The organism is Streptomyces sp. C (assembly GCF_000158895.1).
GTDB classification, from domain to species: domain Bacteria; phylum Actinomycetota; class Actinomycetes; order Streptomycetales; family Streptomycetaceae; genus Streptomyces; species Streptomyces racemochromogenes.
The window spans coordinates 4,521,035-4,540,341 of the sequence record NZ_GG657750.1; the positions used below are offsets into that span (position 1 = coordinate 4,521,035).

The 19,307-nt window shown below is 72.4% G+C and carries 22 protein-coding genes; 11 read left to right on the top strand and 11 right to left on the bottom strand.

The genetic code is table 11. The features are described from left to right. Nucleotides 1-20 precede the first annotated feature (20 nt). Complete coding sequence (locus SSNG_RS20365) at nucleotides 21-1,925, bottom strand: hypothetical protein (protein WP_007265773.1); 1,905 nt, start codon at nucleotides 1,923-1,925, stop codon at nucleotides 21-23. A 353-nt stretch (nucleotides 1,926-2,278) separates the two neighbouring features. Here SSNG_RS20365 and SSNG_RS20370 point away from each other — a divergent pair, with 353 nt between their 5' ends. Both SSNG_RS20370 and SSNG_RS20375 read left to right on the top strand, forming a co-directional pair. Beyond that, the gene (locus SSNG_RS20370) at nucleotides 2,279-3,856 is read left to right on the top strand and encodes an APC family permease (RefSeq protein ID WP_007265774.1); all 1,578 of its coding nucleotides are present in this window, start codon (nucleotides 2,279-2,281) and stop codon (nucleotides 3,854-3,856) included. Nucleotides 3,857-4,002: 146 nt separating this feature from the next. After that, on the top strand, nucleotides 4,003-4,308 hold the full coding sequence (locus SSNG_RS20375) for a hypothetical protein (RefSeq protein ID WP_128637059.1): 306 nt from the start codon (nucleotides 4,003-4,005) through the stop codon (nucleotides 4,306-4,308). Nucleotides 4,309-4,427: 119 nt separating this feature from the next. Here the strand turns inward: SSNG_RS20375 and SSNG_RS20380 are convergent, their stop codons facing one another. Continuing rightward, nucleotides 4,428-5,171, bottom strand: a complete 744-nt coding sequence (locus SSNG_RS20380) for an NAD(P)H-binding protein (protein WP_128637061.1) — start codon at nucleotides 5,169-5,171, stop codon at nucleotides 4,428-4,430. A gap of 59 nt (nucleotides 5,172-5,230) precedes the next feature. Between SSNG_RS20380 and SSNG_RS20385 the strand changes: the two genes are divergently transcribed. Next, nucleotides 5,231-5,629 carry a helix-turn-helix domain-containing protein gene (locus SSNG_RS20385; RefSeq protein ID WP_042803850.1) on the top strand — a complete coding sequence of 133 codons (399 nt, stop codon included), beginning with the start codon at nucleotides 5,231-5,233 and terminating at the stop codon, nucleotides 5,627-5,629. Here the strand turns inward: SSNG_RS20385 and SSNG_RS20390 are convergent. Next, complete coding sequence (locus SSNG_RS20390; protein ID WP_042801509.1) at nucleotides 5,593-5,991, bottom strand: VOC family protein; 399 nt, start codon at nucleotides 5,989-5,991, stop codon at nucleotides 5,593-5,595. The genes SSNG_RS20385 and SSNG_RS20390 overlap by 37 nt on opposite strands. Before the next feature lie 186 nt (nucleotides 5,992-6,177). Between SSNG_RS20390 and SSNG_RS20395 the strand changes: the two genes are divergently transcribed. Next, nucleotides 6,178-6,696: a GNAT family N-acetyltransferase gene (locus tag SSNG_RS20395; protein ID WP_007265779.1), complete on the top strand. Its 519-nt coding sequence runs from the start codon at nucleotides 6,178-6,180 to the stop codon at nucleotides 6,694-6,696. Here SSNG_RS20395 and SSNG_RS20400 read toward each other — a convergent pair. The 4 genes from SSNG_RS20400 to SSNG_RS20415 form a co-directional block, all read right to left on the bottom strand. After that, a complete protein-coding gene (locus SSNG_RS20400) occupies nucleotides 6,683-7,429 on the bottom strand; it encodes a VOC family protein (protein ID WP_007265780.1) in 747 nt (248 codons plus the stop codon). The two genes, SSNG_RS20395 and SSNG_RS20400, sit on opposite strands and share 14 nt — an antisense overlap. A gap of 90 nt (nucleotides 7,430-7,519) precedes the next feature. Continuing rightward, nucleotides 7,520-7,897, bottom strand: a complete 378-nt coding sequence (locus SSNG_RS20405; protein ID WP_042801510.1) for a VOC family protein — start codon at nucleotides 7,895-7,897, stop codon at nucleotides 7,520-7,522. A 53-nt stretch (nucleotides 7,898-7,950) separates the two neighbouring features. Beyond that, nucleotides 7,951-8,607: a dihydrofolate reductase family protein gene (locus SSNG_RS20410; protein ID WP_007265782.1), complete on the bottom strand. Its 657-nt coding sequence runs from the start codon at nucleotides 8,605-8,607 to the stop codon at nucleotides 7,951-7,953. A gap of 90 nt (nucleotides 8,608-8,697) precedes the next feature. Further along, nucleotides 8,698-9,420 carry a helix-turn-helix domain-containing protein gene (locus tag SSNG_RS20415; RefSeq protein ID WP_007265783.1) on the bottom strand — a complete coding sequence of 241 codons (723 nt, stop codon included), beginning with the start codon at nucleotides 9,418-9,420 and terminating at the stop codon, nucleotides 8,698-8,700. Nucleotides 9,421-9,659: 239 nt separating this feature from the next. Between SSNG_RS20415 and SSNG_RS20420 the strand changes: the two genes are divergently transcribed. The 4 genes from SSNG_RS20420 to SSNG_RS20435 all read left to right on the top strand — a co-directional run bounded on the left by SSNG_RS20420 (nucleotide 9,660) and on the right by SSNG_RS20435 (nucleotide 13,799). Continuing rightward, complete coding sequence (locus SSNG_RS20420; RefSeq protein ID WP_007265784.1) at nucleotides 9,660-10,325, top strand: DUF4097 family beta strand repeat-containing protein; 666 nt, start codon at nucleotides 9,660-9,662, stop codon at nucleotides 10,323-10,325. 53 nt (nucleotides 10,326-10,378) lie between these two features. After that, nucleotides 10,379-11,464, top strand: coding sequence for a serine hydrolase domain-containing protein (locus SSNG_RS20425; protein WP_007265785.1), 1,086 nt, complete (start codon nucleotides 10,379-10,381; stop codon nucleotides 11,462-11,464). 53 nt (nucleotides 11,465-11,517) lie between these two features. After that, nucleotides 11,518-11,856: a hypothetical protein gene (locus SSNG_RS20430; protein WP_007265786.1), complete on the top strand. Its 339-nt coding sequence runs from the start codon at nucleotides 11,518-11,520 to the stop codon at nucleotides 11,854-11,856. Between the two features lie 137 nt (nucleotides 11,857-11,993). After that, on the top strand, nucleotides 11,994-13,799 hold the full coding sequence (locus SSNG_RS20435) for an alpha/beta fold hydrolase (protein WP_007265787.1): 1,806 nt from the start codon (nucleotides 11,994-11,996) through the stop codon (nucleotides 13,797-13,799). 52 nt (nucleotides 13,800-13,851) lie between these two features. Here SSNG_RS20435 and SSNG_RS20440 read toward each other — a convergent pair whose 3' ends face one another. Together SSNG_RS20440 and SSNG_RS20445 are read right to left on the bottom strand one after the other, a co-directional pair. After that, nucleotides 13,852-14,094 carry a DUF397 domain-containing protein gene (locus tag SSNG_RS20440; RefSeq protein WP_007265788.1) on the bottom strand — a complete coding sequence of 81 codons (243 nt, stop codon included), beginning with the start codon at nucleotides 14,092-14,094 and terminating at the stop codon, nucleotides 13,852-13,854. Further along, a complete protein-coding gene (locus SSNG_RS20445; RefSeq protein WP_007265789.1) occupies nucleotides 14,091-14,954 on the bottom strand; it encodes a helix-turn-helix transcriptional regulator in 864 nt (287 codons plus the stop codon). The genes SSNG_RS20440 and SSNG_RS20445 overlap by 4 nt, the downstream gene beginning before the upstream one ends. Nucleotides 14,955-15,058: 104 nt before the next feature. On the opposite strand from SSNG_RS20445, the gene SSNG_RS20450 reads away from it, so the two are divergent. The 3 genes from SSNG_RS20450 to SSNG_RS20460 all read left to right on the top strand — a co-directional run bounded on the left by SSNG_RS20450 (nucleotide 15,059) and on the right by SSNG_RS20460 (nucleotide 18,006). Continuing rightward, entirely contained in the window at nucleotides 15,059-15,493 is a 435-nt protein-coding gene (locus SSNG_RS20450) for an ATP-binding protein (protein ID WP_042801512.1), read from the top strand. 67 nt (nucleotides 15,494-15,560) lie between these two features. Beyond that, nucleotides 15,561-16,832 (top strand): DUF4241 domain-containing protein, encoded by a 1,272-nt coding sequence (locus SSNG_RS20455; RefSeq protein WP_007265791.1) that lies wholly within the window; start codon nucleotides 15,561-15,563, stop codon nucleotides 16,830-16,832. Continuing rightward, nucleotides 16,825-18,006, top strand: a complete 1,182-nt coding sequence (locus SSNG_RS20460) for a DUF4241 domain-containing protein (protein ID WP_007265792.1) — start codon at nucleotides 16,825-16,827, stop codon at nucleotides 18,004-18,006. Before SSNG_RS20455 ends, SSNG_RS20460 begins: the two co-directional genes overlap by 8 nt. A 35-nt stretch (nucleotides 18,007-18,041) precedes the next feature. Here the strand turns inward: SSNG_RS20460 and SSNG_RS20465 are convergent, their stop codons facing one another. Beyond that, nucleotides 18,042-18,521, bottom strand: coding sequence for a hypothetical protein (locus SSNG_RS20465; protein WP_042801514.1), 480 nt, complete (start codon nucleotides 18,519-18,521; stop codon nucleotides 18,042-18,044). Between the two features lie 105 nt (nucleotides 18,522-18,626). Beyond that, nucleotides 18,627-19,307 (bottom strand): TIGR03619 family F420-dependent LLM class oxidoreductase (locus SSNG_RS20470; protein WP_007265794.1); only part of this gene is annotated, 681 nt, incomplete at its 5' end.

A 19,307-nucleotide genomic window follows, 5' to 3' on the forward strand; every position in this document is an offset into this window, starting at 1 on the left:
GGCTCCTCCCCGGGGGAGCCCTACTCCTCCTGGTTCTTCCGGTTCCGCCGCGGCCAGGTGTAGCCGAGGGACTCGGCCAGCTCGCGGTTCCCGCCGGTCAGCCTGGCGTACGTCTTCGGGTCGGCGGTCTCCAGGCGTGCGACGGCCGCTTCGGCCTGGGCCTCGGGCGGGCGGCCGTCGTCCGGGAGCTGCCATTCGAACGTCAGGCTCGGGGCGGGGTCCTCGCCCGGTCCCGGCGGGGTGGCCGGGGCGGGCCGGTGGCCGAAGTTCACGGTCACCAGGTCCGGGTCCCGCCAGTCCGTGGCGGCCCGGATCCAGCGCAGTTCCCAGCGGGTCCGCAGCTCCGGCCGGGCCCGCAGGGCCGCCGTGATCCGCCGGGCGGTGCGCCGGGCCGGCCAGGCCCAGGACTCGTCGGCGCGGGCGCGCCGGACCTCGGCCTCGTACGCGGCGGCGTCGAAGCGGAGCTCGGGCGGGGGCGGGCCGGCCGCCCCGCGCCAGCCGTCCCAGACGACCTCGTCCCCCTCGCGGCGGACGGTGACGTACAGGGCGCCGCAGCAGCCCTCGGTGCAGTCCGCCTCGGCGAGCTGCACCTCGCGCGGTTCCGGGCCGGGGAGCAGGACGTCGCCGTCGAGCAGGTGCTCGGGCGGATGCGCCGGGCCCTTGTCGAAGAGGGCGGGTACGAGGGGCCGGCCGTCGATCAGGATCCGGGTCTCGACGGGGGTGGGGATGGCGGGGTCGCCGGTGACCACCTCGATGCGCAGGGGCGTGGGCGGTGCGGGCGGTGCGGGGTGGTCGAAGGGGCGGGTGCGGTTGCGGGCGAGCCAGGCGGCGCGCCGGTCGTGGGGTCCGGGCGGGGGTTCGCTCCCCAGGTGCCGTTCGAGGAGGGCGAGCAGCGCCTCCCGCTCGCCGGCGGGCCGGTCGAGCAGTGCGCCGGTGCCGCTGTGCAGGTCCTGGGCGAGGGAGAGGAGGAGCGCCTGGTGGTCGAGGTCCGGGTCGGGCAGGCCCGCCCGGGCCGCCACCGTGCGGTACACCTCCGCCGCCGGGCCGTAGTCGAGGAGGTCGGCGCGGGCGTTGTACTGGCTCGCCATGGCGTGCAGCAGCCGCCCGGCGGCCGTGGTCAGGGCGGTGTCGTCGGGGTGGGCGCGCAGGAGGGCGTCGAGGCGGGCGGCTTCGGCGATCCGGCGGGAGTGCCAGCGAATGGCGGTGGCCCAGTCGGGCGCGGTGACGAGGGCGACGAGCGCGTCCCGTACGGGCCGCGCGGCCCGGTCGTCGCTGTCGCTGTCGCTGTCGCTGTCGCTGTCCGGTGCGGTGGCGGGTGCGGTGGCGGTGGCCGCGTTGATGAGCGGGGTCAGGGTCCCGTCGCGGCCGAGGTGCGTCAGGTGCAGCAGGGCGGCCGCCTGCCGGTCGAGCGGGTCGAGTGCGGCCGCGGCCGGCCTGCCCAGTCCGCGCAGCAGTCCGAGGGCCTTGAGGCAGGGCACGTCCTCGGGTTCCCCGAGGCGGGTCAGGAGGGCGACGCCGACGCCGACGGCGGTGAGGGTGGTGCCGGTCCGGGTCAGCCGACGGGCGGTGGCCCGGGCGGCGGACTCGTCGTCCAGCGGCATCCGGGCGGCCACGGCGAGGACGGTCCGGTCCGGCAGCCGGAGCGGGCCGACGGCATGGTGGACGGCCGCGGTGGCCCGGACGGGGTCCGGGTCGGCCAGCGGGCCGGCGAGGGCGGCGGTGACTTCCTCCCGCGCCCGCTCCCAGGTGAGGCGGGGGCGGGAGGGCGGCGGTCCGGCCGGGCCGTCGGGGCGTTCGGCCCCGTCGGGGACCGGGTAGCCGCGGCGCGGGATGCCGCCGTCGGGGTCGGTACCCCGGCGGAACAGGGCGTAGTCGTACAGGGCGGTGCCGGGAGTGAGCGTCGTCCGCTCTTCGCGGGCGCTCACCGGGCGGGGTGGGACTCGATTCCGTAGGTCATGCCGGGAGCCTGCCAGGGGTGGTCACGGGCCGTCCAGTGGTTTTCACGGGGCGCAGTCGTTTGGGGGCCTGGGGTGGGTTCCGGGGCCTTCGAAAATTGGCACGGGAAAGTTTTGAAACGGACAAATGGGGCACTCCTGCGGTTTCCGCATTCCGGAACCCGCGTCTCGACGCCTGTCGAACCGTGGATGGGTGCCTGAGTGAACCTTGTATTACCAGTTCGTGAACGGATCTGATCTTCGCAATCCAAGGAATTTAGCCCTGTGAATTACCGGACTTAAGTCTTCCGGATGAGGAAACCGCAGCATCTACCGTCCTCCCCATGACACAGCTGGACACGCGGCCTCGGGTCGGAGACACGGTAAGCGGCGTCGCCGAGGGCGACACCGGGAACGCGGGCGACGTCCGGGGCAAGGGCCTCGGCAAGGGCTCCGTGGGTCTCCTGGGCAGCGCCGTCATCGGCATCTCCACCGTCGCCCCCGTCTACTGCCTGACCTCCACCCTCGGCTCCACCGCCGGCGAGGTCGGGGTCCAGATGCCCGCGGTCTTCCTGGCCGGCTTCATCCCGATGCTCCTCGTGGCCTTCGCCTACCGCGAGCTCAACAAGGCCGTGCCGGACTGCGGCACCTCGTTCACCTGGACCGTCAAGGCCTTCGGCCCGCGGATCGGCTGGATGTGCGGCTGGGGCCTGGTCATCGCCACGATCATCGTGCTGTCCAACCTGGCGGGCGTGGCCACCTCGTACTTCTGGCTGCTGGCCGGCGAGATCACCGGCAACCCGTCGATCGCCGCCCTCGACGACAACAAGCTCGCCCACATCGCCACCTGCCTGACGCTGATCGCCGTCGCGACTGCCATCAGCTACCGCGGCATGACCGCCACCAAGGGCGTCCAGTACGCCCTCGTGGGCCTCCAGCTCGTCGTCCTCGCGGTCTTCGTCGCCATGGCCCTCCAGAAGGCCTCCGCCGGCACCTTCGACACCGGCATGGACTTCTCCTGGGAGTGGATGAACCCCTTCGCGGTCGAGTCCATGGGTGCCTTCACCGCCGGTCTCTCCCTCTCGATCTTCATGTACTGGGGCTGGGACGCCTGCTTGGCCACCAACGAGGAGACCACCGGCTCCGCCAAGACCCCCGGCCGCGCCTCCCTCATCGCCATGATCGTCCTGGTCGGCTCCTACCTGGCCACCGGCATCGCCGCCCAGATGGCCGTCGGCTCCGGCGCCGAAGGCCTCGGCCTCGGCAACGAGGAGACCTCCGGCAACGTCTTCGCCGCCCTCGCCGGCCCCGTCATGGGCCCCGTCCTCGGCATCCTGCTCTTCGTCGCGGTCCTCGCCTCCGCCGCCGCCTCCCTGCAGACCACCTTCATCCCGGTGGCGCGCACCGTGCTGGCCATGTCCGCCTACGAGGCCCTGCCGCCCTCGTACGCCAAGGTCCACCCCAAGTTCAAGACCCCCGGCCGCGCCACCGTCATGGCGGGCATCGCGACCGGCGCCTTCTACACGGTGATGACCCTGGTCAGCGAGAACGTCCTCACCGACACGATCTTCGCGCTCGGCCTGATGATCTGCTTCTACTACTCGCTGACCGCCTTCGCCTGCACCTGGTACTTCCGCGGCGACCTGCGCCGCTCCGCCCGCGACCTGTTCTTCAAGGGCGTCTTCCCGGTCCTGGGCGGCCTGCTGCTCGCCGCGGTCTTCTTCAAGACCCTGACGGACGCCTGGGACCCCTCCTACGGCTCCGGCTCCGACGTCCTCGGCGTCGGCAGCGTCTTCGTCATCGGCGTCGGCCTGCTCGCCCTCGGCCTGGTCGTCATGTTCGTCACCGGCCGCCGCAGCCCCGCCTTCTTCCGCGGCGAGGTCCTGACGAAGTCCACCCCGGCCCTGGTGGTCGAGGACTGACGCTTCTGCCTGCTGTGTCATGACCCGCGGCCCCGGATCGATCCCCCGATCCGGGGCCGCCGGTGTACCCGGGCCCCGGTCATCCGATGCGCGGAACGGCGGGGGCGGGCGGTGACCCGGGACGCCGGGAGGTCGTTGGGCGGGGCATGAAGGCAATGAAGCGCACCCTCACCGCCCTCGCCCTCACCGGCGGAGCCGCACTCGCACTCACCCCCCTCACCGCCCACGCCGCCGACGGGGGCGAGGGAGCCACCCTCGGCGGGCAGCCCCCGGTCAAGCGCGTCGTCGGCATCGTCGACCACCCCGGCCAGGCCGTACAGGACACCCGCACCGCCGTGGCCATCACCGGCGCGGCCGTCGGCAGCGCGGCCAACTCCACCAACAGCTCCCTCGCGGGCGCGGGCGGCGCCCTGGACGCCGGCGTCCCGGACGCGCCGAAGGTGAAGGGCTAAAGGGTGTTGCGGAAGTCCTGTGCGGTGCTCCCGGTGTCCGGTGCGGCGAGAGTGCGTGCCGGGCGCCGTGGGCGCCGTGGGCGCCGTGCTGGACTTTCGCAAGACCCCCCAGCCGCCTCTCAGACGGCCGCCGCCGGTGCGACGCCCGCGTGGACCGCGTGCAGGGTCGGAGCCGTGGCCTCGTCGAGGACGGCCTCGGCGAAGGCCGCCGGGGTGATCCGGCTGCCCGCGTCGGCGGGGGCGTACGCGTAGCCGCCGGCCGGGGTGCGGGGGTGGGCGTCGCGGGCGTCGCCGGCGTCACTGGGGGCGTCGCTGGGGGCGTCGCTGGGGGTGCCGTCGTGGTCGAAGTCCCCGGCCGGGGACAGGACCGCCCAGTCCAGGGCTCCGGGCGCGGCGGCCCGCAGCGCCTCCGTGCCGGCGCCGTGGCCGACGTAGAACTCCCGCCACTCCTGCGGGTACCCCGGGGTGTCCATCAGCGGCGTCCCGTCCGCCGTGGGCAGTACGGAGGCCAGCCCGACGGACACCAGCCGCCGCACCCCCGCCCCCGGCAGCCCGTCCGCCATCGCCCGCGCCACGGCCGGGAAGAACTCCCCGGGCACGGCCTGCGCGTCGTACACCGACACCACCGCCGCGTCGTGCCCCGCCGCGAGCCGCGCCACGTCCGCCGCCGAGGTCACCGCCCCGTCGGCCCGCCCCACCCCGGTCACCTCGACCCCGCGCGCCCGCGCCGCCGCGACCACGGCCCGGCCGACCCGGCCGGTGGCGCCGAAGACGACGAGGCGGGTGGGGGTGTTGTTGCCGTTGCCGTTGCCGTTGCCGTTGCGGTTGCCGCTGCTGTCGACACTGCTGCTGCTGTTCGTCATGCAGCCGAGCGTAGGAAAGGGGGTGGTTACCGATCGGATACCGGCCTACGGTGGCGATCATGACGCAGCCGCCCCTGGACCCCGAGATGTTCGACCCCGTCTGCCCCTCGACGCTGGTGCCGTTCCGCGTCGGGGACAAGTGGGCCCCGCTGGTCCTGCGCTGCCTGGAGGACGGCCCGCGCCGCTTCTCGGAGCTCAAGGCCCCCCTGCGGGGGATCACCGCCAAGTCCCTGACGCAGTCCCTGCGCGGGCTGGAGCGCGACGGCTTCGTCGTACGCGAGGAGGTCGGCGGTTACGCCCTCACCGTGCTCGGCCGAGGCCTGCTGGGGCCGCTGGACGCGGCGTGCGAGTGGACGCGCGAGCACTGGGACGAGCTCATCGACGCCCGGGAGGCGGGCCTGGCCGCCCGGGCGTCGGACGCTCAGCCCCAGGTGCGGGAGCAGAGCACGAGCCGGTAGCCGTCGGGGTCCTCGACCGTGACGCCGCACTCGTCCCAGTACGGGTTGTGCGAGGGGACCCGGGTCCCGCCGCACTCGACGAGCCGGCGCACGAGCTCCTCGTCGGGGGCCTCGCCGAGGTAGACGACGAACAGGTCGTCCACGGTGGGGGAGGGCTCGATCGGGTGGTCGGGGTCGAGCGTCAGCTCGAAGTGCCACCCGCCCCCGGCCGGCCCGACCATCAGCAGGTCGTGCTCCCCGGGCACGCGCTCCGTGCTCCGCCACACGACGTCGAGCCCGAGCCCGTCGACGTAGAACCGCTCGGCGGCCCCCAGATCCCGGGAGGGCCGGGCGACACGGATGTGGGTCTGTGTGTTGATCATCCTGGGAGCGTACGCGGCTCGACCGGGGCCCGGGCCGACTATCTCCCCCTCGACCCCGTGGAGTTGGGCGGTATTTGCCCACCCGCCCTTGTCTGCGGGCCGGGGAACGGGGAGCGGAAGCACCCAACCTGCTCTGAGGCGGGCCCGCTCGGACGCCGCCCTCGCAACCCCGCGCATAATCGGCGGGTGATCAAGCCCGAGAGTGTGCGTACCGAGCGGCTGGACCTCGTGCCGCTGCGCGTGGAGGACGCCGAGGAGATGGCCGTCGTGCTGGGGGATCCCGCCCTGCACGTGTTCATCGGCGGTGAGCCCGAGAGTGCCGAGGAGCTGCGTGCCCGTTACGTGCGGTGGGGCGCCGGGTCGCCGGAGCCGGGCGTCGACTGGTGCAACTGGGTGGTGCGGCTGCGTGCGGAGGGGTGCCTCGTCGGGACCGTTCAGGCGACCGTCGGGGGCGGCAGCGCCGAGGTGTCCTGGGTGGTGGGGACGGCCTGGCAGGGCCGGGGGATTGCCGCCGAGGCGGCTCGGGGGCTCGTCGTCTGGTTGCGGGAGCAGGGGGTGGGGGAGGTCGTCGCGCACGTCCACCCCGACCACGCGGCGTCGGCGGCCGTCGCCGCCGCAGCCGGCCTCGCTCCCACCGGCCGGTGGCAGGACGGCGAGGTCCGGTGGGAGCGGGTGTGGGGCCGGGATCCGGTCAGCGGGGAGTGAGGAGGCAGAACTCGTTGCCCTCCGGGTCCGTCAGGACCTTCCAGTGGATCGCGGACCGGTCGAAGTCGGCGTCGGTGGCGTCCAGGGCGCCCAGGCCGCGCAGGCGCGCGGCCTCCGCCTCCAGGTCGTCGCCCTTGTAGGGGGCGACGTCGAGGTGGACGCGGTTCCACCCGGTCTTGGGGTCGGGGGTGCGGACGAACTCCAGGTAGGGGCCGACGCCCTTGGCGGACCGCAGGGTCGCCTGGGTGTCGGTGACCTCGTGGACCGTCCAGTCCGTCGCCCGGCCCCAGAAGCGGGCCATTTCCCGGGGGTCGGCGCAGTCGACCACCACGGCGGCGATCGGTCCGGTGTCCCCGTAGACCTCGCGGGGCTCCAGGACGCAGAACTCGTTGCCCTCCGGGTCGGCCATGACCGTCCAGGGGACGTCGCCCTGGCCCACGTCGGCGGGAGTGGCGCCGAGGTCCTTCAGGCGGGCGACCAGTTCCGCCTGGTGGGCGGCCGAAGTGGTGGCCAGATCGACGTGCACCCGGTTCTTGACCGTCTTGGGTTCGGGGCGGGCGATGATGTCGATGCAGACGGCGGCGGGGTCGGGGTAGGCGAAGCCGACGGGTTCGAGGTTGGTGACGCCGGGTCCCTCGCTGTCGATGCCCCAGCCGAGGGCCTCCGCCCAGAACCGGCCGAGCGCGGCGTCGTCGTGGGCCTTCATGTTGATCTGCACGAGTCTCGTCGTCATGCGGCAGATCCTAGGAGTTGACGCCGATGCCGCCGGGCCGGGCCGCCCGTGCCGCCCGCGCCCCTTCGCCGGCCCGGGGCCCGACGGGCGTCAGGCCCCGGCCCGTTCGGCGGCGCTGCGTTCCACGCAGAACTCGTTGCCCTCCGGGTCGGTCATGGTCACCCAGCCGGTGCCGTCCGGGTTGCGGTGGTCGCCGGAGACGGTGGCGCCGAGGGCGGTCAGGCGTTCGACCTCCTCGTCGCGGGTGCGGTCCTGCGGCTGGACGTCGAGGTGGACGCGGTTCTTCACCGCCTTGCCCTCGGGGACCCGGATGAAGAGCAGTCCGGCGCCGGCCGACTCGACCAGTACCTCGGGGTCGCCCGGCTCGTCGCCGTCGCCGAGCTTGCCGTCGAGGGCGGCGATCCAGAACTGCGCCAGGGCGTAGGGGTCGGAGCAGTCGAAGGTGACGTGTCGCACGAGAGATGCCATGGCGGCACTATCGATCAGGCTCCGGCCCCTGTCCAACACATCCGCGCCGGATGTCACTTCCGCCAGAACAGGTGGTGGATCACGCTGCCGCCCGGGCTGGGGACGACGTCCAGGTGGAAGCGGTCGAGCAGTTCGTCCGGTGACTTCCACAGCCGCGATCCGGAGCCGATCTCGATCCCGGGGGAGACCGCCACGTGGAGGGTGTCGACGAGGTCGGCGTCGAGGAACTCGCGGATGGTGGCGGCCCCGCCGCCGAGGCGTACGTCCTTGCCCTGCGCGGCCTCCTTCGCCCGTGCGAGGACGGCGGCCGGGTCGGCGTCGGTGAAGTGGAAGGTGGTGTCGGAGAGGGTGAAGGACGGCCGTGCGTGGTGGGTCATCACGAACACCGGGGTGTGGAAGGGCGGTTCGTCGCCCCACCAGCCCTGCCACTCGTGGTCCTGCCAGGGGCCCCGCTGGGGGCCGAACTTGTTGCGCCCCATGATCTCGGCGCCGATGTTGTTGTTGAAGTCCCGGGTGAGGTAGTCGTCGAGGCCGCGGCTGCCGCCGGGGTCGGTGCGGTTCGGCCAGCTGGCGGTGGCGCCGGCCCACGCGAACATGGTCCCGGGGTCGGCGTGGCCGAAGGGCCGTTCCAGGCTCTGGTCCTCGCCGGCGCCGAACCCGTCCCGCGAGACGTTGAAGTTCTGCACTCTCAGCAGCTGTTGCCGCGCCATGGTCTGTCTCCTCCTCCGTGGTGTGGATGGACGAGGATCGAGACTGCACGGGTCGGCGGAACTCATCGCCCGCCGACACGCTGATTTCTTCTACGGGGTCTGCTCGGGCTTGGTGTGGAGGATCTCGCGGGCCTGGTCGGCGGCGCGGACGATGCTCTCGGAGACGAAGTCGACGAAGCGGCCGATGTTCTCCAGGCGGGTGGCGGCGGGGGTGTTGCGGCCGAGGACGTTGACTCCCTTGCGCGCGGTCTCGGCGAGCAGGGCCGTGGAGCGGGCGCTGGCCATCATCGACTCGTACCAGACGTCGTCGTCCACGACGTAGCGCTCGCGGCGGCGCTCGTCGCGTTCCCGGCGGATGAGGCCCTGGCCTTCGAGCAGTGCGACCGCCTTGGAGATGGAGCCGGGGCTGACCTGGAGGCGCTGGACGAGTTCGGACGCGGTGAGGGTGCCGGAGTCGGCTATGTAGAGGGCGACGAGGACCTTGGCCGTCATCTTGGGCAGGCCCGACTGGATCAGGACGGTCGCGAACATCTCCTCGTACTCGGCCACCGCCTCCGGGTCGCGGCCGTGGGCCTGTGCGGGGGCCTGGGAGCCCCGGGGCGCGGCCTGCTTGCGGCGGTGGGTGCGGTGTTCGGTGGCGCGCTGGGCGAGGTCGGCGCGGTAGCCGGCGGGGCCGCCGTTGCGCATGACCTCGCGGGTGACCGTCGAGGTGGGGCGGTCGAGGCGCCTGGCGATCTCCGCGTAGGCGAGGCCGTCGGCCACACCCAGTGCGATCTGCTGGCGTTCCTGCGGGGTGAGCCTGCCTCCCGGCATGTGCGGTCTCCTTCGCGCTGCTGTTGCTTCCGGGCCCCAGCGTAGCGTTCAAATCCGGCCTGTTGCAACGAAAATGGGGCTGTCGTTGCGTTAGATTTAGGCTCGGTGCAACGATATTGCTGCTCTGAACTGCGTTGATAGAGATTCCTCGCAACGAAGTTGTTGCTCGGGTTGTGAACGCGACGTAGCGTTCAGCTCATCGGAAACAGCGAGCGACACACACCGAAGGAACAGAAACCATGCAGAACTTCGCCACCACCAACGCGATCGCCACCATCCTCGACATCCCCGCCGGCGCCATCCGCTTCATCGCCACCGACCGCGCCGACACCACCGTCGAGATCCTCCCGGCCAACGCCGGCAAGAGCCGCGACGTGAAGGCCGCCGAGGAGACCACCGTCGAGCTCCGGGACGGCGTCCTGCGGATCAACACCCCGCAGCGGAACGAGGCGTTCGGCGCCTCCGGCTCCGTCAACGTCACCGTCCAGCTGCCCGCCGGCTCCAGCATCGAGGCGAAGACGGCCTCGGCCGAGTTCACCACCACCGGCCGCCTCGGCGACGTCTCCCTGGAGAGCGCCCACGGCACCGTCAAGCTCGACGAGGCCGCCGGCACCCGCATCGCCCTCGCCGCCGGCGACATCACGGTCGGCCGCCTGACCGGCTCCGCCGACATCCGCAGCCAGAAGGGCGACCTGACGATCGGTGAGGCCACCGGCGGCACCGTCACGCTGCGCACCGAGCACGGCGACATCACCGTCGGCGCCGCCCGCGGCGTCTCCGCCTCCCTCGACGCCGGCACCTCCTACGGCCGCATCGGCAACGCCCTCCAGAACGCGGGCGCGGACACCACCCTCACCATCCACGCCACCACCGCCTACGGCGACATCACCGCCCGCACCGTCTGATCCCGCCCGCCCCGCCCCCAGCCACGCACACCCACCCGAAGGAGCACGCCACCATGTCCGTCACGCCGAACACCGACCGTCCGGAACTGCAGAAGGCCATCGAGGAGATCGCCGCGGCCGACGCCTGGGCCGGAGTCCTGGTGCGGGTGAACGACGAGCGGGGCGAATGGACCGGCGCCGCCGGCGTACGAAAGCTCGGCGAGAGCGCCGCCCCGCAGGCCGACGGACACTTCCGGATCGGCAGCAACACCAAGACCTTCACCGCCACCCTCGTCCTCCAGCTGGTCGCCGACGGGCGGATAGCCCTCGACGGCCCCGTCGACGACCACCTCCCCGAGTACGGCCTCGACCGCCGCATCACCGTCCGGATGCTCCTCCAGCACACCAGCGGCCTCTTCAACTTCACCGGCGAGTACTACGAGGACGGCACCATCGCCCCGGGCATCGACTGGCAGGGCCAGGAGTGGGTGGACAAGCTCCTCCACACCTACCAGCCGGAGGAACTCGTCCGCTTCGCCCTGGCCAAGCCCGCCCGCTTCGAACCGGGCACGGACTGGAGCTACGCCAACACCAACTACGTGCTCCTGCGGCTCCTCGTCGAGAAGGTCGCAGGCCGCCCCTTCGCCGAGGAGATGCAGGCACGGATCCTGACCCCGCTGGGGCTGACCGGCACCTTCCTCCCGGAGGCCTCGCCCGAGATCGCCGAGCCGCACGCCCACGGCTACTACACCTACCAGGACGGCGAGGAGTGGAAGACGGCCGACGTCACCCGCGCCAACCCCTCCTGGATCTCCGCCGCCGGCGACATGGTCTCCACGACCAAGGACCTGCACACCTTCTTCTCGGCCCTGATGAGCGGCGAGCTCCTGCCCGCCGAACTCCTCGACCAGATGCGCGACCCGCACACCAAGTTCGCCTACGGCCTCGGCCTGATCGTCCAGGAGACCGAGCACGGCACGCTCTACACCCACAACGGCGGCTTCTGGGGCTGGGGCGCCCTGATGTACAGCTCCCCGGACGGCAGGACGACGCTGACCGCCTCGCTCACCTCCAGCGACGCCCGGCTCGACCTCATGAAGACGGCGGAGGCCTTCACCAAGGTCCAGAACACGCTCATCGACGCGGTGTTCGGCGCCTGAGCGCCGGGAAAAGCAGGTGCGGCGGCCCTCAGGGGCCGCCTAGCTTGATCCGGATGAGCAGCGACTATCCATTCGCGGACGGGTACAACCTCGTCTGGGACCTGACCGGATTCGGTGACGCGGACGAAGAGATAGTCGAGTCCGTGTCCCTCACCCGGGACCAGTTCCTCAAGATCCGGCACCTCTTCGTGCTGGGCGACGACCCCTGGATGGTGAGCGGCGAGTACCGCGTGGCGCCGAGCATCTGGGCGCACGTACGCAGCGCCGTGCCGGGTGTCCGGTTCCAGCGCGATGCCGACTACTTCCTCTGCGCCCGTCAGGCCCTGCCTGACGGGCGCTTCTGGCGTCCGGCCCCTGGCGTGGCGGCGCCGGGCCCGATCCCGCCGCCCTAGCCCAGATGAGGCGTGCGAGCGGGCGTATTGCGGCAAATCCACTGCTTTTGATGAATGTTGATGGCATATCAGTTTGGTCGCTCCCGATCTGATCAAGATGCCGATCGGTATTCGTTTAGAGCAAAGGTGGTTTCCGAATGACCAGTGACCAGACTCCCTCGGTCACCGAAGCGACGCTCACCGACATCGCCACCAACGGCATCTGGGGCCCGGGGCACAGCGTCAGCGAGGCCGTCGTCGACGTGTCCCGGGCGCTGCTCGCCTCCCTCCAAGGCGAGGAGGGCGTCGAACTCCCGGCGGAGCTCTCGGAACTGGTGGCCGCGGTGAAGCGGATCGCCACGATCACGCTCCCCCGCATCACAGCGAACGACGGTGTCCGGCTGTCGGCGTTCAGCATCAAGCTGAAGGGTGACGTCCCGCGCCCCGTGGTGATCGTGCCCGCCGGCTGGAACCCCTACGGCTGGCTGCCGTTCCTCTACGCGTACCTCAAGCTGGCGCAGCGCGGCTACCACGTGCTCGCCTACTCCCCGCGCGGCATCGGCATCAAGGGCTGGCTGTCGACGTCCGAGGGCTTCGTCAACGTGGCCGGGCCCGACGACTGGGCCGACGGCTCTTCCGTGATCGACTACGCGCAGGAGGCCCTCGACCCCAGCCGGATCGGCTTCCTCGGCGAGTCCTACGGCTCCGGGATCAGCCAGCTGGTCGCCGCGCACGACCCGGCCGACCGCGTCTCCGCCGTGGTCGCGCTGAGCACCTGGGGCAACCTCGCCACCAGCCTGTACGACAACGGCACCCGGCACCTGGCGGCCGTGGAGGCGCTGATCGCCTTCACCGGCGGCCCGCTGGAGGAGAAGTTCGACGAGGGGACCCAGCAGCTCCTCAAGGACTTCCTGAGCGGCCGGAACCTCGACGCGGTGGTCGAGTGGGGCACCGAGCGCTCCCCGGAGGCGTACGTCGACCAGACGAACGCGCGGGGCATCCCGACGTTCATCTCGAACACCTGGCACGAGACGCTGTTCCCGGTCAACCCGGTGCTCGAACACTTCGAGCGGCTCACCGTGCGGAAGCGGCTGAACCTGTGGATCGGCGACCACGGCGCCCCCGAGGGCCCCGGCCTGGCCGGCCTGGTGACCGGGCTGCCGTTCCCCGGGCTGGCGGAGCCCACGCTGGAGGCCTACGCGTGGCTGGACCACCACCTGCTCGGCGCCGACAACGACGTGCCGAACTGGCCGGCGGTGAAGAGCCAGAGCATGTTCACCTACAAGACGATCGCGATCCCGGGCGGCTCCAACCTGATCACCGTCCCGGCGCGCCGCGAGACGTACCAGTCCTGGCAGGAGGCCACCACCGGCTGCGAAGCGTGGTACCTCACCGGTACCGGAGGCTCCGGTGACGGCGCGCTGACCGACAAGCCGACCTCCGGGTGGTCGCGGGACTTCCAGGCCGGCGCCCTGACCTCCTCCCGCGCGGGCGAGCTGCTCAAGACCGGGCAGCGGGAGTGGTTCGGCAACCCCAACGAGTACACCCTCGCGGACTTCGAGCGCGATCAGCTGCTGGTCTGGTCGACCGACCCGCTGACCGGCCCCGGCGAGGTGGCCCGCCGGATCCGGGGCACCGCCACCGTGCGGCTGTCGGTGCGCAGCAGCGTCGATGCCGCCACCGTGATCGCGTACCTGTACGACGTCGCCCCGGACGGCACCGCCCGGCTCATCACCCACGAGCCGTACACGGCCACCGGCCTGACCCCGAAGGCCGACACCGCCATCACCTGGTCGCTCCAGGCCGCGTCCTACGACCTGCCGGCCGGGCACCGCCTCGCCCTGGTGGTCAACAGCCGCGACCCGCTGTACTCCTACGCGGGCTCGGACCTCCCGGCCCTCACCACCACCACGGTCGGCTCCGTGAGCGGGAGCGAGGCCCGGCTGGAACTGCCGCTGAGCTGAAACACGCGTGCGGGAGCCCGCCGCTCGGCGAGCGGCGGGCTGCTGTACGGGCCTAGGCGGTGACACCGCCGAGGAACGCGGTCCAGGTGGCGGGGCTGACCGCCAGCTCGGGGCCGGCGCTGAGCTTCGAGTCCCGGACGTGGACGGTGTCGGCGCAGGTGGCGACCTCGACGCAGTCGTCGCCTTGGCTGCTGCTGTAGGTGGACTTGTGCCAGGAGAGGGCGACCTCGACGCAGCTGTCGCCCTCGCTACCGCTGTAGCTGCTCTTGAACCACCGGAGCTGGGAGCTGTTCACAGGGATCCTCGCAATCGCATCAACAGGCCCGCACTGTCCGTGGGATTGAGGGCCTGGATGCGAAGTTTGGCATACCGCTGATGAAGGCTGCTTACGGCTTTCGGGTCGGAGATGACCCTGCCGGTCTTCTGTCCCTCGCTATAGCCCCACCACTCGTTCTCCTGGGTTTCGAGGAGTTGGAAGGGGCCGTCGGTGCCCGAGTGTTCCGGGCTGACCGTCGGCATGATCTGGACGTCCACATTGGGCAGCCGGGCGCATCCCAGCAGGTGGTCGATCAGCTCAAGGCTCACCGCCGGCCCGCCCGTCTGTCGCTCGATGACTGCCTGCTCGATGATGAAGCTGAAGGATGCGTAGGGGGTTCGGGTGAGCAACTCCTGTCGCTCCAAGCGACGCGCTATCCGGTCGTCCGCCTCCTGGATCGTGGGCATCGGCGGCACGTTCTGGATCTGGGCCCTCGCGTAGGCCTCCGTCTGGAGCAGGCCCGGGACCACCCTGCACTCATACGTACTGAGTGCGACCGCCACCTCCTCCAGCTCGGCCCACCGCCTGAACCACGACGCGAGCCCCCGCCTCCGCGTCAGCTGTTTCGCCGCGATCTGGATGACCCCGAAGGCGTCCAGCACCTCCTCCGCCTTGCTCACGAACCTCACGGACGGATGTCGCCGCCCCTGCTCCACGGACGCCACGTACTGCACCGAGTAGCCGACCTTCGGGCCGAACTGCTCCTGGGTCAGGCCGGCGCGTTTGCGCGACGCCTTGAGCACCTCACCGAAGTTCCGCAGGTCGGGATCCGGCTCCACCTGGTTGTCACCGTTGCTGCCCTCGCCAGCCGTCATCACGGTCACCTCCCGACCCATCATGCTCACGGTCGGTGACTGTGCCTGTCCACACACTGGACTACTACTCTTCAACAGTAGTAGTCCGCTTGCTTGGAACTCCCCAGCCCACAGGGGACGTTCTAGCCATGACGGCAACCTCGGGCCACCCCAAGGCCCTCGTACGCGTGTTCACTCAGCGTTTCAGCTGCACCCCCCGCGGCGCCCGCCTCGCCCGGCAGCTGGCCCTCGTCTCGCTGCACGACTGGGGCGTCCCCGAAGGGACCCCGCTCTCCGCCGACGCCGGGCTCCTCGTCGCGGAGCTCGCCTCCAACGCCGTCACCCACGGCCGCGTCATCGGGCGGGACTTCGAGCTGCGGATGACGCTGCTGGAGGGCGTGCTCCGGCTGGAGGTGTCCGATCCGCGCAGGGACCGCCGCCCCGCCGTGCGGCCCCACGCGTACCAGGCGGAGTCCGGGTACGGGCTGCGCATCGTGGACGCCCTCGCGGCCGACTGGGGGGTCATGGACCGGATCATCGGCAAGACCGTCTGGGCGGAGCTGGCCCGCCGCCCGGCCTCGTAGGGGCGCTGTCACCGCGGGCGGCTACCGTGCTCAGGCACGTGCAAGGGCGCAAGGGCAGGGAGCGGTCATGGTCGTCGAGGTGGGGTACGCGCAGGCGTGGGACCCGGAGTCCCGTACCGCGTGGCGGCCGCTGTCCGCCGGGGAGGCACGGGAGCGGGACGCGGCCGGGCTGCCGTACGTGGTGGTGTACCGGACGGCGGGCCGGCAGGCGCCGCTGGAGGTGCGGCTCGTCTCCTGGCGGGACCACCACGTCGGGCTGTGGGTGTACGACGCCCAGGGCCGCCGCACCCACGACCTGGACCTGCGGCTGCTGGACGACCCGGCGCGGCTCTTCCACCGGCACTCCGTGACCTGGAGCTACCCGGACGCGGAGACGGCGGAGTTCGACCCGACGTGTCCGCGCGTCATCCTGGACCTCTTCCCGGACGGGAGGGGCCGGCGGATCGAGCAGCCTCGGGGTTACTACACCTCGGCGGGCCTCACCGAGGAGCAGCGCTGGACGGCCCGGCCCGCCTTCGGGGAGTGGCCGTTGCTCTCGGCGAAGGCGCACGGGTTCACGGAGCCGCCGGTCTTCGATGCGGCCGAGGTCCCCGAGGACGACGGCGGTGAGGCGCCCGCCGGCTGCTGGCGGGCGCCGCGTCCCGCGCGGCCGGGGCCGATCGGGGAGCTGTTCCGGCCCGGGGTGCGGGTCACCGACGGGTACCACCCCGAGCAGACGGTCGTGGAGCCGCGCCGGATCGGCACCCTGCGCGTGCCCAGCGGTCTGTTGGCGGTGTCCGGCCTGCACAACGACGAGGACCAGCCGGAGATCACGGTCCCCGTTCCGCCCGGGGAGTACGTGCTCGACGAGGCGCGGGTCGGCTACAGCTACCACTGCGAGTGGCGGAACGCCCAGGTCGAGACCACGGCACCCACGGCCGTCCGCCTTCTCGTCAGCGAGATCCCCGCCGCGTCCTGGGAGATGGCCCTGGGGGCGGACGACGACCTCCGGATCTTCATCGAGGACCAGATAGCCGGCTTCTCCACCGACGGCGCCACCGGCTGCTTCGCCGATGCCGGGTCCTTCGGGTCGCTCCTCTCGCTCTTCGAGCGGGGGCTGATCGACGGGGAGCCGGACCTCGACGGGTACGAGGACCTCGCCGACGGGTCGATGTTCATGCACCGCACCCGGGACGCGGCCACCGGCGGCGAGCTGATGGCCTTCGCGACGACCGGGGACGGTACCTACCCCGTGTGGCTGGGCCGTTCCGGGGCGGGCGAGCTGGTCGGCGTCGTGGTGCTGGTCGACGGCACGCCCGAGCTCCTTCCCGAGCCGGACGGGGTCAGAGCCGATGCCTGAGACGGCCCACGTGCACGTGGCGTACCGCACCGGCGGGCGCGAGCTGACGCCCGACGAGGCGCGGGCGCGGGACGCGGAGGGGCTGCCGTACGAGGTGGTGTACCGCGCTCCGGGCCGTGAAATGCCCCTCGGGGTGCGCATGGTGGCGTGGCGGGCCGGGACCGTCGACGCCTGGGCGTACGACGAGTTCGGCCGCCGGATCGCCGGGGCGGAGCTGCGGCTGCGGGAGGACGCGGGGCGGCTGCTGGTGCGGCGGCTGCTCGTGCGGCGGTTCCCGGACGCGCGGACGGGGGAGCTCGACCCCGGCTGTCCCCGCACGGCGGTGGAGCTCTCCGCCGACGGCAGGGCCCGGATCTCACATCAACCGGGCGGGATGCGGGGCGACTCCCTGGAGGCCGAGGTGGAGGTGGCCGAGGCGGACCTGTGGGTGGTGCGGCCGGGCTTCGACGACTGGGCGGGGCTGCCCGTGGCGGACTCACTGCCGGACTGGGTCGGCGGGCTGCCGGACTCCGAGGCGGCCGGCTGGCGGCGGGTGCCGTCGCGGCTGCGCGGGCCCGCCGACTTCGACCGGGTGTTCCGGGCCGGGGCGGCGATCCCCGGGATGGAGGTCCTCGACCCGGTGCCGTGCGGGAGCGTGCGCGTGCCGAGCGGGGTGCTGGCCGTGGCCTGCCCGGAGACCGGGGAGGGGCTGTCCGGGATCACGGTGGAGGTGCCGCCGGGCACGTACCCGATGGAGGCGGCCTGGGTCGAGGTGGCGGAGGAGCACTGGGGGTCGTACCAGGAGGTGGCGGCCGTCCGGCTGCTGATCGGCGACGCGCCCGCGGTGGTCTGGGAGATGGCGCTCGGGCCGGGCGACGACACGCTGCGGCTCCGCGAGGGCGAGGCCTTCGGCTTCGGCACAGACGCGGCCGCGGGCGCCTTCGGTGACGCCGAGGTGTGGGAGGAGCTGCGGTACCTGCTGGAGCGGGCGAGGCGGCAGGGGTCCGCGGAGCACGACCGGCTCTCCGACTCCGTCGCCGGCGTGAACCTGGACGGCGGGAGCCTCGGCGCGGACCTGGCGGTGTTCTGCACGGGCGGCGACGGGGTGTACCCGGTGTGGGTGGGGCGGTCGGCGTCCGGTGAGGTCGTACGGGTGGCCGTGCAGACGGCGTACGAGCTGGACCTCGAAGCGTGAACGGGCCGCCGCCTCCCGGCGGCGGCCCGCGCGCGCTACGACTTCGGGAGGGCCGGGAGGGAGGGGAGCTTGCCCGGCTCGCTCTTCTGGAAGGTGTCCTGGCCGGCGCCCTCCCACGTGACCTTCAGGGTGGTCGCGTCGACCGAGTCGACCTTGCCCTTCGAACGGGTCGCGCCCGCCGGGCACTTCAGGTCCAGGGCCGAGCCGCTCGCGGTGCCCTCGCAGGTCAGGCCGGTGGCGGCCTCGACGACGAACGCCTTCTGGCCCTTGACGGTGAGCACCACGCCCTTGCCCGGGGTCTGCATGGAGATCCAGCCGCCGTCCAGGCTGCCGGCGGCCGGTGCGCCGCCGCCGGCGCTGGGCGTGGCGGCCGGGGCGGCGGCCGTCGGGGCCGAGGCGGCGGTGTCCGGCTTCTTGGTGTCGGCCGGCTTGCTGTCGCTGCCGCAGGCGGTCAGGGTGAGCAGGGCCGCGACTCCGGCTGCGGCGGCGACGGAGATACGCAGGTTGCTGTGCACGGAAGTCCCCCAGGGGCGTGTGGATCGAAGACGGGCCAAGCCGGCAGCCGTCCGGGCAGGTGGCGGCCACCCGCAGACACGCCGGGGCGGGGTGGTCCGGTTCCGTCAGAGGTACTGGGCGAAGTCGTCCAGGGTGCGCAGGACTTCCGCCTCCCGGGCCGAGGGGAGCTGGAGGACGACCTCCTCGATGCCCAGTTCGGCGTAGTGTCCGAGCTTTCCGGGGTTCGGCTGGACGGCGTACGGGACCACCTGGAGGGTCTTGGGGTCGCGCCCGGCGTCCTCCCAGACCCGGCGGAGCACGGGCACGGACTCGGTGAGGCCGCGTCCGCCGATGGGGAGCCAGCCGTCGGCGTGGTCGGCGATCGCGGCGAACAGCTTCGGGCCGGCCGCCCCGCCGATCATGGTGCGGGGTCCGTACAGCGGCTTCCCGGGCCCGAGTTCGCGCGGGGCCTGCACCGGCTTCGGGTGGGCGGAGCTCGCGCGGACGGAGCCGTACGGGCCCTCGTACGCGGTCGGCTCCGGCGCCCACAGGGCGCGCATCAGGGCCATGTGGTCCCGGACGCGTTCGCGGCGGGTCGGCCAGTCGACGCCGTGGTCGGCGGCCTCCTCGACGTTCCAGCCGTAGCCGATGCCGAGGGTGAGGCGGCCGCCGCTGAGGTGGTCGACGGTCGCGACCTGCTTGGCGAGGCCGATCGGGTCGTGCTGGGCGACGAGGGTGATGCCGGTGCCGAGGTGGAGGCGTTCGGTGACGGCGGCGGCCTGGCCGAGGGCGACGAAGGGGTCGAG